We start from the raw sequence: 15,632 nt of genomic DNA, 5'->3' as shown, positions 1-15,632 counted from the left end.
CCCTCGACTACTCTGAGTGAGCATTGGTAACCGCGCTGAGGGGGAGTGGGAAACATGGCGCACACGACGCGGCCCGACACCGCACACACCGACGACACCCGTGCCCGGCGGAGCGCACGCCGACGACTGCGCAGAGAAGTACCCGGCACCATCGCCGTCCTGGCGGACGAACGCGACTTCGCCGCCATGCGGCGCTACACCAGCTTCGGCTTCGACGACCACCCCGGCTACCTGCGGCACGTGGACGCCCTCCTCCGCACCCTGGCCGCCCAGGGCGCCTACACCAGCGTCGCCCTGTTCGACCCGGCCGACTACGCCGCCTACTGCGCGGACCTCCGCCTCGACCCGGACAGCGCCACCAGCCGCACCCGCTACACGGCCGAGGTCGCCGCCGCCGGCACCACGGTCGCCTACGACGGACGCCCCGTCGCCCGGCTGCTCCCCGGCCTCATCGACGCGGCCGAACAACAGGCCACCTGGGAGTACGCCACCGGACTGCTCACCGGGGACGGCTGCGAGCGCTGCGGCGACGACACCGGCCGGAGAGCCTTCGCCCGCGCCTCCCTCATCCTGCGCCGCATCGTCGAGGCCCTCGGCCCGGGCGGCCACCACCTCGTGTGCAGCGTCCCCGCCGACGGGGACGCCCCGCTCGTCGCCCTCCTCCAGGCCGACTGCGGCACCGACGGACGGCTCCGGCTCGACGAACCCTCGGCCCTGGTCTTCTGCACCGTCCTGGCCGCGGGCATCGCCACCGACCGCCCCGGCGGCATCGTCGCCCGCACCACCGCCCTCGGCCGGCCGCCCACCGTCCGCGGCTGGACCCTCCGCGCCGGCTGGCCCCGGCCACTCGACGAGGCCGAGGTCTTCTCCGCCTACTGCACCGACCCCGCCACCGGCGAACCCATCCCGCCCGAACACGGCGTGGCGTACGAGGCGGGCATCGAACTGCCGGAACACGACGCGGGGGAGGCCGAGGACGAGTGACACGAAGAGAGGGGCGCCCGCCGCCCGGCAGGCACCCCTCTCCCTCACTCCTCGCTCACCCGCTTCCGCGGGCGGCACTCACTCGCCGGACAGCACCGCCTGCGCCGCGAGCCGGGCCTCCTCGGCCGAGTCCGTCGCACGGGCCGCGGCGGCGGCACGCTCGCACTGGGCGAGAGTGTGCTTGGCCAGCGTGGCACGCACGTACGGGATCGAGGCGGCGCCCATGGACAGGCTCGTCACCCCGAGACCGGTCAGCACACAGGCGAGCAGCGGGTCCGACGCGGCCTCACCGCAGACGCCGCAGCTCTTGCCCTCGGCCTTGGCCGCCTCGGCGGACAGGGCGATGAGGTCGAGCAGCGCCGGCTGCCACGGGTCCTGGAGGCGGGAGACGGCACCGACCTGACGGTCGGCGGCGAAGGTGTACTGCGCGAGGTCGTTGGTCCCCAGCGACAGGAACTCGACCTCCTGCAGGATGGAGCGCGCCCGCAGCGCGGCCGACGGGATCTCCACCATCGCGCCGAACTTCGCCCGCAGCCCGGCCTCGCGGCACGCGTCCGCGAACGCCTTGGCGTCCGTGCGGTCCGCCACCATCGGGGCCATGACCTCGAGGTAGACGGGCAGTCCCTCGGCGGCCTTGGCCAGCGCGGTGAGCTGGGTGCGCAGCACCTCGGGGTGGTCCAGCAGCGTCCGCAGACCGCGCACGCCGAGCGCCGGGTTGGGCTCGTCCGCCGGGGTGAGGAAGTCCAGCGGCTTGTCCGCGCCCGCATCCAGCACGCGCACGACGACCCGGCCCTCCGGGAACGCCTCCAGCACCTTGCGGTACGCCTCGACCTGCTTCGCCTCGGACGGCGCCTTGGCGCTGTCGTCCAGGAACAGGAACTCGGTACGGAACAGACCGACGCCCTCGGCACCCGCCTCGACCGCCGCGGGCACGTCCGCCGGACCGCCGACGTTGGCGAGCAGCGGCACCTTGTGCCCGTCGGAAGTCGCACCCGGACCGGAGGAGGCGGCCAGCGCCGCCCGGCGCTCCTCGGCCGCCTTCGTCAGCTCCGCGCGCTTCTTCTCGCTCGGGTCGACGAAGATCTCACCGGTGCTGCCGTCCACGGCCACGACCGTGCCCTCGGCCAGCTCACCGGCGCCCGGCAGCGCCACGACCGCCGGCACGCCCAGCGCACGGGCGAGGATGGCGCTGTGGCTGGTCGGCCCGCCCTCCTCGGTCACGAAACCGAGCACCAGCGTCGGGTCGAGCAGCGCGGTGTCGGCGGGCGCCAGGTCCCGGGCGATCAGCACATACGGCTCGTCGCTGTCGGGCACGCCCGGCATCGGCACGCCCAGCAGGCGGGCGACGATCCGGTTCCGCACGTCGTCCAGGTCCGCGACCCGGCCGGCCAGGTACTCCCCGGCCCCGGCGAGCAGCGCCCGGTAGGCGGCGAAGGCGTCGTAGACCGCGCGCTCGGCGGTGCTGCCGACGGCGATGCGCCGCTCGACGTCCGCCATCAGCTCGGGGTCCTGCGCCATCATGGCCTGGGCCTCGAGCACGTGCTGGGCCTCGCCGCCGGCGAGGTTGCCCCGGGCGATCAGATCGGCGGCCACAGCCTCGACGGCCTGGCGCGCGCGCCCCTGTTCGCGCGGTGCCTCGTCCGTCGGGATCTGCTTGGCCGGCGGCTCCAGCACCGCCGTGCCCATGTGCCGGACCTCGCCGATCGCCACACCGTGGCTGACGCCGACGCCTCGCAGCGTTGCTTCCATCATGTCCTCTCGAAGGGGACCACCGGCCGCGGCCGGTGGGGGGAACGCGTCCCTGTTGCGTTCAGCTGAACCGTTTCCGCCGGTGCCCCGGCGGCCTTGCGCGGCCTGTCAGTGCCAGCTGAACAGCTGGTCGCCGGCCTTGACTTCGCCGTCCTCGCGCACGTCGGCGAGCGTGTCGGCGGTGGCCTCCAGCGCGATCACCGGGGAGATCGGCGACTTGCCCGCCGCCTCGACGGCGGCCGGGTTCCAGCGGATGACGGCTTGGCCGCGCTGGACGGTGTCACCCTTGTTGACGAGCAGCTCGAAGCCCTCGCCGTTGAGTTGGACGGTGTCGATGCCGAGGTGCGTCAGAACGCCGTGGCCCTCGGAGTCGACGACGACGAACGCGTGGGGGTGGAGCGAGACGACGACTCCGTCGACGGGGGCGACGGCCTCGGAGGGCTCACGCACGGGGTCGACGGCGGTACCGGGTCCCACCATCGCGCCGGAGAAGACCGGATCGGGCACTGCCGCGAGTCCGATGGCGCGTCCGGCGATCGGGGACGACACGGTGGTCATGGGAAGCCTCCCAGGGGTGGAGATTCATCACGCACCGTCACTACCTGTCCTGGACGGCGCACTGATCAGAGCCTAAGTCATAGGAACTGACGGTTCCGCACGAGCGCGCCCCACCTCCGGCCAGTGCGCTCCGTAACCGATTTGCCTCTCTCGACCGGGGGCCTGTACTGTCGGATCCCTGCCCACGACCGGAGCCCGCGGCGAAAGCCGACGAGCACGGTACGGGGGCGGCACTCCATTCAGATGTGATCCTTTCTCGGGACCGCTTTTGTCTGCCCTTATGCCTCGATGCATACGGAAAGGCGGGTGGCGAGAGAGACGGAAAACGCCTGATAGAGTGTGAAACACCGAAGGGAAGCGCCCGGAGGAAAGCCTGAGAGAGTCTCTCGGGTGAGTACAAAGGAAGCGTCCGTTCCTTGAGAACTCAACAGCGTGCCAAAAGTCAACGCCAGACTATAAAACAACCCCGTCCATGGATCCTTGTGGTCCTGGATGAGGTTCCTTTGAAAAACACAGCGAGGACGCTGTGAACGACCGAGCTTATTCCGCCTGGTCGTTCCGCTCTCGTGGTGTCGCCCCGATTACGGGGAAACATTCACGGAGAGTTTGATCCTGGCTCAGGACGAACGCTGGCGGCGTGCTTAACACATGCAAGTCGAACGATGAACCTCCTTCGGGAGGGGATTAGTGGCGAACGGGTGAGTAACACGTGGGCAATCTGCCCTGCACTCTGGGACAAGCCCTGGAAACGGGGTCTAATACCGGATACGACTGCTGAGCGCATGCTCGGTGGTGGAAAGCTCCGGCGGTGCAGGATGAGCCCGCGGCCTATCAGCTTGTTGGTGGGGTGATGGCCTACCAAGGCGACGACGGGTAGCCGGCCTGAGAGGGCGACCGGCCACACTGGGACTGAGACACGGCCCAGACTCCTACGGGAGGCAGCAGTGGGGAATATTGCACAATGGGCGAAAGCCTGATGCAGCGACGCCGCGTGAGGGATGACGGCCTTCGGGTTGTAAACCTCTTTCAGCAGGGAAGAAGCGAAAGTGACGGTACCTGCAGAAGAAGCGCCGGCTAACTACGTGCCAGCAGCCGCGGTAATACGTAGGGCGCAAGCGTTGTCCGGAATTATTGGGCGTAAAGAGCTCGTAGGCGGCTTGTCGCGTCGGATGTGAAAGCCCGGGGCTTAACCCCGGGTCTGCATTCGATACGGGCAGGCTAGAGTTCGGTAGGGGAGATCGGAATTCCTGGTGTAGCGGTGAAATGCGCAGATATCAGGAGGAACACCGGTGGCGAAGGCGGATCTCTGGGCCGATACTGACGCTGAGGAGCGAAAGCGTGGGGAGCGAACAGGATTAGATACCCTGGTAGTCCACGCCGTAAACGTTGGGAACTAGGTGTGGGCGACATTCCACGTCGTCCGTGCCGCAGCTAACGCATTAAGTTCCCCGCCTGGGGAGTACGGCCGCAAGGCTAAAACTCAAAGGAATTGACGGGGGCCCGCACAAGCAGCGGAGCATGTGGCTTAATTCGACGCAACGCGAAGAACCTTACCAAGGCTTGACATACACCGGAAACATCCAGAGATGGGTGCCCCCTTGTGGTCGGTGTACAGGTGGTGCATGGCTGTCGTCAGCTCGTGTCGTGAGATGTTGGGTTAAGTCCCGCAACGAGCGCAACCCTTGTTCTGTGTTGCCAGCATGCCTTTCGGGGTGATGGGGACTCACAGGAGACTGCCGGGGTCAACTCGGAGGAAGGTGGGGACGACGTCAAGTCATCATGCCCCTTATGTCTTGGGCTGCACACGTGCTACAATGGCCGGTACAATGAGCTGCGATACCGCGAGGTGGAGCGAATCTCAAAAAGCCGGTCTCAGTTCGGATTGGGGTCTGCAACTCGACCCCATGAAGTTGGAGTTGCTAGTAATCGCAGATCAGCATTGCTGCGGTGAATACGTTCCCGGGCCTTGTACACACCGCCCGTCACGTCACGAAAGTCGGTAACACCCGAAGCCGGTGGCCCAACCCTTGTGGAGGGAGCCGTCGAAGGTGGGACTGGCGATTGGGACGAAGTCGTAACAAGGTAGCCGTACCGGAAGGTGCGGCTGGATCACCTCCTTTCTAAGGAGCACATAGCCGACTACGAGCGAATGTCTCGTACGGTTGCTCATGGGTGGAACGTTGACTATTCGGCACGATCGGTGAGGGATCGCTAGTACTGCTTCGGCGTGGAACGTGATCGTGAGCTGGTCGGGTCGGGCACGCTGTTGGGTGTCTGAGGGTACGGACTTATGGTCTGTTCCTTCTGCCGGCCCCGGTAAAGGTCTGCCTGTTGGTGGGTTGTGACGGGTGGCTGGTCGTTGTTTGAGAACTGCACAGTGGACGCGAGCATCTGTGGCCAAGTTTTTAAGGGCGCACGGTGGATGCCTTGGCACCAGGAACCGATGAAGGACGTGGGAGGCCGCGATAGGCCCCGGGGAGCTGTCAACCGAGCTGTGATCCGGGGGTGTCCGAATGGGGAAACCCGGCAGTCGTCATGGGCTGTCACCCGCTGCTGAACACATAGGCAGTGTGGAGGGAACGCGGGGAAGTGAAACATCTCAGTACCCGCAGGAAGAGAAAACAACCGTGATTCCGGGAGTAGTGGCGAGCGAAACCGGATGAGGCCAAACCGTTTGCGTGTGATACCCGGCAGGGGTTGCGCATGCGGGGTTGTGGGATCTCTCTTCTGTCGTCTGCCGGCGACGGGACGAGTCAGAAACCGTAGTGATAGGCGAAGGACATGCGAAAGGTCCGGCGTAGAGGGTAAGACCCCCGTAGCTGAAATCATTGCGGCTCGTTTGAGAGACACCCAAGTAGCACGGGGCCCGAGAAATCCCGTGTGAATCTGGCGGGACCACCCGCTAAGCCTAAATATTCCCTGGTGACCGATAGCGGATAGTACCGTGAGGGAATGGTGAAAAGTACCGCGGGAGCGGAGTGAAATAGTACCTGAAACCGTGTGCCTACAAGCCGTGGGAGCGTCGCACAGGGAGCTTGCTTCTTGTGTCGTGACTGCGTGCCTTTTGAAGAATGAGCCTGCGAGTTTGCGGTGTGTTGCGAGGTTAACCCGTGTGGGGAAGCCGTAGCGAAAGCGAGTCCGAATAGGGCGATTGAGTAGCGCGCCCAAGACCCGAAGCGGAGTGATCTAGCCATGGGCAGGTTGAAGCGGAGGTAAGACTTCGTGGAGGACCGAACCCACCAGGGTTGAAAACCTGGGGGATGACCTGTGGTTAGGGGTGAAAGGCCAATCAAACTCCGTGATAGCTGGTTCTCCCCGAAATGCATTTAGGTGCAGCGTCGTGTGTTTCTTGCCGGAGGTAGAGCACTGGATAGGCGATGGGCCCTACCGGGTTACTGACCTTAGCCAAACTCCGAATGCCGGTAAGTGAGAGCGCGGCAGTGAGACTGTGGGGGATAAGCTCCATGGTCGAGAGGGAAACAGCCCAGAGCATCGACTAAGGCCCCTAAGCGTACGCTAAGTGGGAAAGGATGTGGAGTCGCAGAGACAACCAGGAGGTTGGCTTAGAAGCAGCCACCCTTGAAAGAGTGCGTAATAGCTCACTGGTCAAGTGATTCCGCGCCGACAATGTAGCGGGGCTCAAGCGTACCGCCGAAGTCGTGTCATTGCAGCATGAGGGCTAACGCCTGTTGTGATGGGTAGGGGAGCGTCGTGTGCCGGGTGAAGCAGCCGCGGAAGCGAGTTGTGGACGGTTCACGAGTGAGAATGCAGGCATGAGTAGCGATACACACGTGGGAAACGTGTGCGCCGATTGACTAAGGGTTCCTGGGTCAAGCTGATCTGCCCAGGGTAAGTCGGGACCTAAGGCGAGGCCGACAGGCGTAGTCGATGGACAACCGGTTGATATTCCGGTACCCGCTTTGAAACGCCCAATATCGAATCAGGCGATGCTAAGTCCGTGAAGCCGCCCTGAGCTCTTCGGAGCGTAGGGGAGTGGTGGAGCCGACGATCCAGACTTGTAGTAGGTAAGCGATGGGGTGACGCAGGAAGGTAGTCCAGCCCGGGCGGTGGTTGTCCCGGGGTAAGGGTGTAGGGCGCTGTCTAGGCAAATCCGGACAGCATGAAGCCTGAGACCTGATGCCGAGCCGATTGTGGTGAAGTGGATGATCCTATGCTGTCGAGAAAAGCCTCTAGCGAGTTTCATGGCGGCCCGTACCCTAAACCGACTCAGGTGGTCAGGTAGAGAATACCGAGGCGTTCGGGTGAACTATGGTTAAGGAACTCGGCAAAATGCCCCCGTAACTTCGGGAGAAGGGGGGCCATGTCCGGTGATGGAACGTGCTTCCTGAGCTGGGTGTGGCCGCAGAGACCAGCGAGAAGCGACTGTTTACTAAAAACACAGGTCCGTGCGAAGCCGTAAGGCGATGTATACGGACTGACGCCTGCCCGGTGCTGGAACGTTAAGGGGACCGGTTAGCTTGGATTCGTCCAGGCGAAGCTGAGAACTTAAGCGCCAGTAAACGGCGGTGGTAACTATAACCATCCTAAGGTAGCGAAATTCCTTGTCGGGTAAGTTCCGACCTGCACGAATGGCGTAACGACTTCTCGACTGTCTCAACCATAGGCCCGGTGAAATTGCACTACGAGTAAAGATGCTCGTTTCGCGCAGCAGGACGGAAAGACCCCGGGACCTTTACTATAGCTTGATATTGGTGTTCGGTTCGGCTTGTGTAGGATAGGTGGGAGACTGTGAAGCATGCACGCCAGTGTGTGTGGAGTCGTCGTTGAAATACCACTCTGGTCGTGCTGGATGTCTAACCTGGGTCCGTGATCCGGATCAGGGACAGTGTCTGGTGGGTAGTTTAACTGGGGCGGTTGCCTCCTAAAGGGTAACGGAGGCGCCCAAAGGTTCCCTCAGCCTGGTTGGCAATCAGGTGTTGAGTGTAAGTGCACAAGGGAGCTTGACTGTGAGACCGACGGGTCGAGCAGGGACGAAAGTCGGGACTAGTGATCCGGCGGTGGCTTGTGGAAGCGCCGTCGCTCAACGGATAAAAGGTACCCCGGGGATAACAGGCTGATCTTCCCCAAGAGTCCATATCGACGGGATGGTTTGGCACCTCGATGTCGGCTCGTCGCATCCTGGGGCTGGAGTCGGTCCCAAGGGTTGGGCTGTTCGCCCATTAAAGCGGTACGCGAGCTGGGTTTAGAACGTCGTGAGACAGTTCGGTCCCTATCCGCTGTGCGCGTAGGAGTCTTGAGAAGGGCTGTCCCTAGTACGAGAGGACCGGGACGGACGAACCTCTGGTGTGCCAGTTGTTCTGCCAAGGGCATGGCTGGTTGGCTACGTTCGGGAGGGATAACCGCTGAAAGCATCTAAGCGGGAAGCCTGCTTCGAGATGAGGACTCCCACCCACTTGATGGGGTAAGGCTCCCAGTAGACGACTGGGTTGATAGGCCAGGTGTGGAAGACCGGTAACGGTTGGAGCTGACTGGTACTAATAGGCCGAGGGCTTGTCCTCAGTTGCTCGCGTCCACTGTGTTGGTTCTGAAACCACGAACAACCAATATGCCGGTTGTTGATATGTTTCATAGTGTTTCGGTGGTCATAGCGTTAGGGAAACGCCCGGTTACATTCCGAACCCGGAAGCTAAGCCTTTCAGCGCCGATGGTACTGCATGGGGGACCGTGTGGGAGAGTAGGACGCCGCCGAACTAAAATTACAAGTAAGCCCTGGTGGGGAGCATCGCTCCCTGCCAGGGCTTACTTGCGTTTACCGACCGCACCCCGGCTGCCGATGAAGTCACCGGCTACCGGTAAGGTCAAGAAGAAAACAACAGGAACCGTCCCACAGGAGGCCCCCGGGTGGAGGTCCAGGAGACGCGCGTACAGACCGACCGCGTCCTCACCATCCCCAACATCCTCAGCATGGCTCGCCTCGTCGGCGTCCCCCTCTTCCTGTGGCTGATCCTCCAGCCCGTCTTCGACGGGCCGAACTGCGACGGATGGGCGCTGCTGGTGCTGGCGCTGAGCGGCGTCAGCGACTACCTCGACGGGAAGCTCGCACGACGCTGGAACCAGATCAGCAGCCTCGGCCGGCTGCTCGACCCCGCCGCCGACCGGCTGTACATCCTCTCCACCCTGGTCGGAATGACCTGGCGGGAGATCCTGCCGCTCTGGCTCACCGCGGCCCTCCTGGCCCGCGAGGCGATGCTGCTGGTCATGGTGTGGATCCTGCGACGGCACGGATACCCGCCACCCCAGGTGAACTTCCTGGGCAAGGCCGCGACCTTCAACTTGATGTACGCGTTCCCGCTGCTGCTTCTCAGTGACAATGACACCTGGGTACACCTGCCCGCCACTATTTTCGGATGGGCGTTCGCCGGATGGGGTACAACCCTCTATTGGTGGGCAGGGATCCTCTATGTGGTTCAAGTCCGCCGACTGGTCAAGGCGGATACCACAGCCGACTGATCCCGTCGTAGCCGTACGTTCCCGCGTACGTACAACGGAGGCGATCGGGGGGATTTAGTCGGTGGTCCGTCATCTCTCAAGGAGGACGCTTCCGACATGAAGGCCGTCGTGATGGCCGGTGGCGAAGGCACCCGCCTTCGCCCCATGACCTCAAGCATGCCCAAGCCGCTCCTGCCGGTGGCCAACCGCCCGATCATGGAGCATGTACTCCGGCTCCTGAAGCGGCACGGGCTCACGGAGACGGTGGTCACCGTCCAGTTCCTCGCCTCACTCGTGAAGAACTACTTCGGTGACGGCGAGGAGCTCGGGATGGAGCTCACGTACGCCAACGAGGAAAAGCCACTGGGTACGGCGGGCAGCGTCAAGAATGCGGAAGAGGCCCTCAAGGACGACACCTTCCTCGTCATCTCGGGCGACGCCCTCACCGATTTCGACCTGACGGATCTCATCCGGTTCCACAAGGAAAAGGGCGCCCTCGTCACCGTCTGCCTCACCCGGGTGCCCAACCCGCTCGAATTCGGCATCACCATCGTGGACGACGCCGGCAAGGTCGAGCGCTTCCTGGAGAAGCCGACCTGGGGCCAGGTCTTCTCCGACACCGTGAACACGGGCATCTACGTCATGGAGCCCGAGGTCTTCAAGTACGTGGCGCCCGACGTCCCGGTCGACTGGTCGGGTGACGTCTTCCCCCAGCTGATGAAGGAAGGCAAGCCCATCTACGGCTACGTCGCCGAGGGCTACTGGGAGGACGTCGGCACCCACGAGAGCTACGTCAAGGCGCAGGCCGACGTCCTCGAGCGCAAGGTGGACGTCGACATAGACGGCTTCGAGATCTCGCCCGGCGTCTGGGTCGCCGAGGGCGCCGAGGTCCACCCCGACGCCGAACTGCGCGGCCCCCTCTACATCGGCGACTACGCCAAGGTCGAGGCCGGCGCCGAGCTCCGCGAGCACACCGTCGTCGGCTCCAACGTCGTCGTCAAGAGCGGCGCGTTCCTGCACAAGGCCGTCGTCCACGACAACGTCTACATCGGCCAGCAGAGCAACCTGCGCGGCTGCGTTGTCGGCAAGAACACCGACATCATGCGCGCCGCGCGGATCGAGGACGGCGCCGTCATCGGCGACGAGTGCCTCGTCGGCGAGGAATCGATCATCCAGGGGAACGTCCGCGTCTACCCCTTCAAGACGATCGAGGCCGGCGCGTTCGTCAACACCTCGGTCATCTGGGAGTCCCGCGGCCAGGCGCACCTGTTCGGGGCGCGCGGGGTGTCCGGCATCCTCAACGTCGAGATCACCCCGGAGCTGGCCGTCCGGCTGGCCGGCGCTTACGCCACGACGCTCAAGAAGGGCGCCACGGTCACCACGGCCCGCGACCACTCCCGGGGCGCGCGCGCCCTCAAGCGGGCCGTCATCTCGGCCCTCCAGGCCAGCGCCATCGAGGTGCGGGACCTGGAGAACGTCCCGCTGCCCGTGGCCCGGCAGCAGACCGCGCGGGGCAGCGCGGGCGGCATCATGATCCGGACCACGCCCGGGGTGCCGGACTCCGTCGACATCATGTTCTTCGACGAGCGCGGTGCCGATCTCTCCCAGGCCGGACAGCGGAAGCTGGACCGGGTCTACGCCCGCCAGGAGTACCGGCGCGCGTTCCCGGGCGAGATCGGCGACCTGTCCTTCCCGTCGAGCGTCTACGACTCGTACACGGGCTCGCTGCTGCGGTCCATCGACACCTCGGGTGTCGCCGAGGCCGGGCTGAAGGTCGTCGTGGACGCGTCCAACGGCAGCGCCGGTCTCGTCCTCCCCAGCCTCCTCGGGCGGCTCGGGGTGGAGGCGCTGACCATCAACTCCGGGCTGGACGAGGCGCGGCCCACCGAGACCGCCGACGCCCGGCGGTCCGGCCTGGTCCGGCTCGGGGAGATCGTCGCCTCCGCGCGGGCCGCGTTCGGCGTGCGGTTCGACCCCGTCGGCGAGCGGATCTCGCTGGTGGACGAGCGGGGGCGGATCGTCGAGGACGACCGGGCGCTGCTGGTGCTGCTCGACCTGGTCGCCGCCGAGCGGCGGTCCGGCCGGGTGGCGCTGCCGGTCACCACGACCCGGATCGCCGAACAGGTGGCCGCGTACCACGGTACGCAGGTGGAGTGGACGACGACCTCGCCGGACGATCTCACCCGCGTCGGCCGGGCGGACTCGACCATCTTCGGCGGCGACGGGCGCGGCGGTTTCATCGTGCCGGAGTCCAGCAGTGTGTTCGACGGCACGGCGGCCTTCGTCCGGCTGGTCGGCCTGGTGGCCCGGACGCAGCTCACGCTCAGCCAGATCGACGCCCGGATCCCCCGGGCGCACGTCCTGCGGCGGGACCTGGCCACGCCGTGGGCGGTCAAGGGCCTGGTGATGCGTCAGGTGGTCGAGGCGGCCGGGGACCGGTCGGTCGACACGACCGACGGCGTCCGGGTGGTGGAGGCCGACGGACGGTGGGTGATGGTGCTGCCCGACCCGGCCGAGGCCGTGACGCACCTGTGGGCCGAGGGGCCTGACGACGCGTCCGCCCAGGCGCTGCTGGACGAGTGGTCCGCCGTGGTGGACGGCGCCGGCCGCTAGCGGTCCCGAGCGGTCACGGGAGGCACCCTTCCCGGGGTGTCTCCCGGTCCCCGTTCCGGCACGCCGGTGGGGCCATTGGGAGACGACGCCCCCGACGTGCGACGATGTGCGGCATGTCGCAGCAGCCCCCCGTTCGGAGGACCCCCGCACCGCCTCCGCGCCCCGACGCCTCCATGTCGCTGCTGACCAATGTGATGGACCACAGCCTGGACGACGGCTACGCGGAGGCGGCGGCCCGGCGGGCCGAGGGCGGCCAGGGGCTGCCGGGCAAGCTCCGGGCGAAGCTGGGGCTGGCCGCGGCGCTGCTGCTGGCCGCGGTGGTGGTGACGCTCGGTGCCGCGCAGGCGCGCATATCGGCACCGACGCTGGCCAAGGAGCGCGAGCAGCTCATCCACCGCATCGAGAAGGAGACGGCGGCGGCCGACGCGCTGCAGAAGAACGTCAACGCGCTGCGGGAGAGCGTCGGGGACCGGCAGCGCGAGGCCCTGGAGGAACACGGCGGGGACAAGGCCGAGTTGGTGTCCCTGCTCGCCGGGGCCACGCCGGTGCACGGCCCCGGGGTCAAGGTGGTCGTCGACGACGCCAAGCAGGCCAAGAGCGGGGGCGGCGGCCCCCGGGAGAGCAGCGGCTTCTCCGACACCGGCCGGGTGCGCGACCGCGACATGCAACGCGTCGTCAACGGCCTGTGGCAGGCCGGTGCGGAGGCCGTCTCGATCAATGACCAGCGCCTGACCTCGTTGTCGGCGATCCGGGCGGCCGGTGACGCCATACTGGTGGACAACAAGCCGCTGGCGCCGCCGTACACGGTGCTGGCGATCGGCGACGGCCGGCGGATGAGCACCTCGTTCCAGGACAGCGTCGACGGCCAGTACCTCCACGTCCTCCAGCAGAACTACGGGGTCAGGGCCGACATCTCCGTCGAGGACGACATCCGGCTGTCGCCCGCGCCGAGTCTGACCGTACGAACCGCACGGCCGCAGGGGGGCGGCGCGGCCGGCCGCGCCGCCGACACAGGGAAGGGCACATCGTGATCGCCGTATTGGGCCTCATCGTGGGAGTCGTGGTCGGACTGGTCGTCCGCCCCGTGGTGCCGACGGCGGTCGAGCCCTACCTTCCCATCGCCGTCGTCGCGGCCCTGGACGCGGTGTTCGGCGGGCTCCGGGCGATGCTGGACGGCATCTTCGACGACAAGGTCTTCGTGGTGTCGTTCCTGTCGAACGTGGTCGTCGCGGCCCTCATCGTCTTCCTGGGCGACAAGCTGGGCGTCGGCGCGCAGCTGTCCACCGGTGTGGTGGTCGTCCTGGGCATCCGCATCTTCTCCAACGCCGCCGCCATCCGGCGGCACGTGTTCCGGGCGTGAGGCCGATGAGCGACGACGCCAGGCCCGAGGGGCCGGAGGAGAAGCCCGGCCGGGAAGAGCGCGAGCGGAAGGCGGCCGCGTCGGGTGCCGCCGGGGCGGAGCCGTCCGGGGAACCGGAAGGCCCGCCGGAGGGCCGGGAGGACACCGGCGGGAGTCCGGAGGGCGCCGCGCCCGAGCCGGCCGCGGAACCGCCCCTGACGGGGCGTCAGCGGCTGGTGAAGGGCCTGTGGCCGCCGCGGTTCACCCGGGCCCAGCTCACCGTCGCCCTGCTGCTGTGCGTGCTGGGCCTGGGTCTGGCGATCCAGGTGCGGTCGAACAGCGAGAGCGGCGTGCTGCGCGGTGCGCGCCAGGAGGACCTGGTGCGGATCCTGGACGAACTCGACAACCGCACCAAGCGGCTGGAGGACGAGAAGCGGAAGCTGGAGGGCCAGCGGACGGAGCTGGAGAGCAGCTCGAACCAGGCCGCCGAGGCCCGTAAGCAGACGGCGCAGAAGGAGCAGCAGCTCGGCATCCTGGCGGGCACGGTGGCCGCCCAGGGGCCCGGCATCGTCCTCACGGTGAGCGACGGCAAGGGGGCGGTGGAGCCCGACATGCTGCTGGACGCCGTCCAGGAGCTGCGGGCGGCCGGGGCGGAGGCGATCCAGCTCAACGATGTCCGGGTGGCCGCCGACACATATTTCTCCGGTAGCGCGGGGAAGGTGGAGATCGACGGCAAGGAGGTGTCGCAGCCTTACAAGTTCAAGGCCATCGGCAAGCCCGACGATCTGAAGCCCGCTCTCAACATCCCCGGTGGTGTGGTGCAGACTCTGCAGAAGGAGCAGGCCGGGGTCGACATCTCCCGGTCTGAGAAGATCGTTGTCGACGCCTTGCGTCCGGCGAAGCGGCCTGACTACGCTCGGTCGTCATCGCGGTGAGGCGGGCGAACGCAGGGGTTCTGCGGGGAGGGCGGGAAGTTGCGGGGGGTCGGCGCACCAAGACGGCGGTGCGTGATGGAAACTGTCCATCGGTCCTGGACGTTGTAAGGATGTCCAGGTCGGACGGTGTGTGCAGCGAGGTTTTGTCCTGCCCCACGGGCGGGTCTGTTTCGGTCAAGGGGAATCGCCCGTGAAGTTGTTTGCGAAGTTGTTCGGCAAGAGCTCCCGCCAGAGCGGCGGCGGTTCCGCGCGTCACCGGGCCCAGGCGCCGGTGGAGGGCGATGAGCGGGGCCAGGAGGCGCGTCCCCTGTTCCGCGACCAGGCGGGTGTCCACGACGGCGCCCACGGGGGTCAGGGAGTTCCTCCCGGCGATCCCACGGCGACCGCGCGCATAGGTCTCGGTACGCCGATGTCGGGTGCGGGGGAAGGGGCTGCGTTGCCGGTCTGTACGAGGTGTGGTCATCGGAACGGCGAGAACAGCCGGTTCTGCTCCAACTGCGGTGCGCCGCTGCGGCCGGGTGCCGTCGCCGAGCGCGCCTCGGAGACCACGTCCACGATCTCCATCTCCGGTCTGGAGGCGTACGACTCCGAGACCACCGGGCAGACGCCCATCCCGTCGCTCTCCCCGGAGGCCCAGGCCGCCGTGGAGGCGCTGCCGCTCGGTTCGGCGCTGTTGGTCGTCCGGCGCGGTCCGAACTCGGGCAGCCGCTTCCTGCTGGACGGCGAGGTGACCACGGCGGGCCGCCACCCGCAGAGCGACATCTTCCTCGACGACGTCACGGTCTCGCGCCGCCACGTGGAGTTCCGGCGGGGGCAGGACGGCGGCTTCAGCGTCACGGACGTCGGCAGCCTCAACGGCACGTACGTGAACCGGGAGCAGATCGACTCGGTGGTGCTGTCGAACGGCGACGAGGTGCAGATCGGCAAGTACCGCCTGGTCTTCTTCGGCAGCCAGCGGAGCATCTGACCCCTCCCGGACCGCGTCCGGGACGACGCGTCCGGGG

General features: G+C 66.4%; 9 protein-coding genes and 3 rRNA genes. 10 read left to right on the top strand and 2 right to left on the bottom strand.

From position 1 onward, the window contains the following. Positions 1–54: 54 nt before the first annotated feature. Complete coding sequence (locus J7W19_RS04230) at positions 55–984, top strand: hypothetical protein (protein ID WP_004951974.1); 930 nt, start codon at positions 55–57, stop codon at positions 982–984. 78 nt (positions 985–1,062) lie between these two features. Here the strand turns inward: J7W19_RS04230 and ptsP are convergent, their stop codons facing one another. Further along, positions 1,063–2,733: a phosphoenolpyruvate--protein phosphotransferase gene (ptsP, locus tag J7W19_RS04225; protein ID WP_004951972.1), complete on the bottom strand. Its 1,671-nt coding sequence runs from the start codon at positions 2,731–2,733 to the stop codon at positions 1,063–1,065. A 108-nt stretch (positions 2,734–2,841) separates the two neighbouring features. Beyond that, positions 2,842–3,291: a PTS sugar transporter subunit IIA gene (locus tag J7W19_RS04220; RefSeq protein ID WP_004951969.1), complete on the bottom strand. Its 450-nt coding sequence runs from the start codon at positions 3,289–3,291 to the stop codon at positions 2,842–2,844. Between the two features lie 594 nt (positions 3,292–3,885). Between J7W19_RS04220 and J7W19_RS04215 the strand changes: the two genes are divergently transcribed. From J7W19_RS04215 to J7W19_RS33745, 9 genes are all read left to right on the top strand, one after another. Beyond that, positions 3,886–5,411: ribosomal RNA gene (locus tag J7W19_RS04215) — 16S ribosomal RNA — on the top strand. Positions 5,412–5,686: 275 nt separating this feature from the next. Next, positions 5,687–8,810: ribosomal RNA gene (locus tag J7W19_RS04210) — 23S ribosomal RNA — on the top strand. Between the two features lie 76 nt (positions 8,811–8,886). Beyond that, positions 8,887–9,003 (top strand): 5S ribosomal RNA (rrf, locus tag J7W19_RS04205). The 16S, 23S and 5S rRNA genes sit together here, the layout of an rRNA operon. Positions 9,004–9,153: 150 nt before the next feature. Continuing rightward, positions 9,154–9,762, top strand: a complete 609-nt coding sequence (locus tag J7W19_RS04200) for a CDP-alcohol phosphatidyltransferase family protein (protein ID WP_004947166.1) — start codon at positions 9,154–9,156, stop codon at positions 9,760–9,762. Positions 9,763–9,858: 96 nt separating this feature from the next. Continuing rightward, a complete protein-coding gene (locus J7W19_RS04195) occupies positions 9,859–12,354 on the top strand; it encodes a mannose-1-phosphate guanyltransferase (RefSeq protein ID WP_004947168.1) in 2,496 nt (831 codons plus the stop codon). 113 nt (positions 12,355–12,467) lie between these two features. Beyond that, complete coding sequence (locus tag J7W19_RS04190; RefSeq protein ID WP_040890440.1) at positions 12,468–13,385, top strand: DUF881 domain-containing protein; 918 nt, start codon at positions 12,468–12,470, stop codon at positions 13,383–13,385. Beyond that, entirely contained in the window at positions 13,382–13,714 is a 333-nt protein-coding gene (locus J7W19_RS04185; protein ID WP_004947174.1) for a small basic family protein, read from the top strand. The genes J7W19_RS04190 and J7W19_RS04185 overlap by 4 nt, the downstream gene beginning before the upstream one ends. 5 nt (positions 13,715–13,719) lie before the next feature. Then, the gene (locus J7W19_RS04180) at positions 13,720–14,628 is read left to right on the top strand and encodes a DUF881 domain-containing protein (RefSeq protein ID WP_004947177.1); all 909 of its coding nucleotides are present in this window, start codon (positions 13,720–13,722) and stop codon (positions 14,626–14,628) included. A gap of 130 nt (positions 14,629–14,758) precedes the next feature. Then, positions 14,759–15,595 carry an FHA domain-containing protein gene (locus tag J7W19_RS33745; RefSeq protein ID WP_411848822.1) on the top strand — a complete coding sequence of 279 codons (837 nt, stop codon included), beginning with the start codon at positions 14,759–14,761 and terminating at the stop codon, positions 15,593–15,595. Positions 15,596–15,632 lie beyond the last annotated feature (37 nt).

The organism is Streptomyces mobaraensis NBRC 13819 = DSM 40847 (assembly GCF_017916255.1).
In the GTDB taxonomy this organism is placed as follows: Bacteria; Actinomycetota; Actinomycetes; order Streptomycetales; family Streptomycetaceae; genus Streptomyces; species Streptomyces mobaraensis.
Note: the sequence above shows the minus strand (reverse complement) of the source record. Positions and strands in the feature narration are given on the sequence as shown.

Bases quoted from the DNA above. Each gene is read 5' to 3' on its own strand.
- J7W19_RS04230 (WP_004951974.1), top strand. From the start codon at position 55: ATGGCGCACACGACGCGGCCCGACACCGCACACACCGACGACACCCGT.
- ptsP (WP_004951972.1), bottom strand. From the start codon at position 2,733: ATGGAAGCAACGCTGCGAGGCGTCGGCGTCAGCCACGGTGTGGCGATC.
- J7W19_RS04195 (WP_004947168.1), top strand. From the start codon at position 9,859: ATGAAGGCCGTCGTGATGGCCGGTGGCGAAGGCACCCGCCTTCGCCCC.
- J7W19_RS04180 (WP_004947177.1), top strand. From the start codon at position 13,720: ATGAGCGACGACGCCAGGCCCGAGGGGCCGGAGGAGAAGCCCGGCCGG.
- J7W19_RS04220 (WP_004951969.1), bottom strand. From the start codon at position 3,291: ATGACCACCGTGTCGTCCCCGATCGCCGGACGCGCCATCGGACTCGCG.
- J7W19_RS04190 (WP_040890440.1), top strand. From the start codon at position 12,468: ATGTCGCAGCAGCCCCCCGTTCGGAGGACCCCCGCACCGCCTCCGCGC.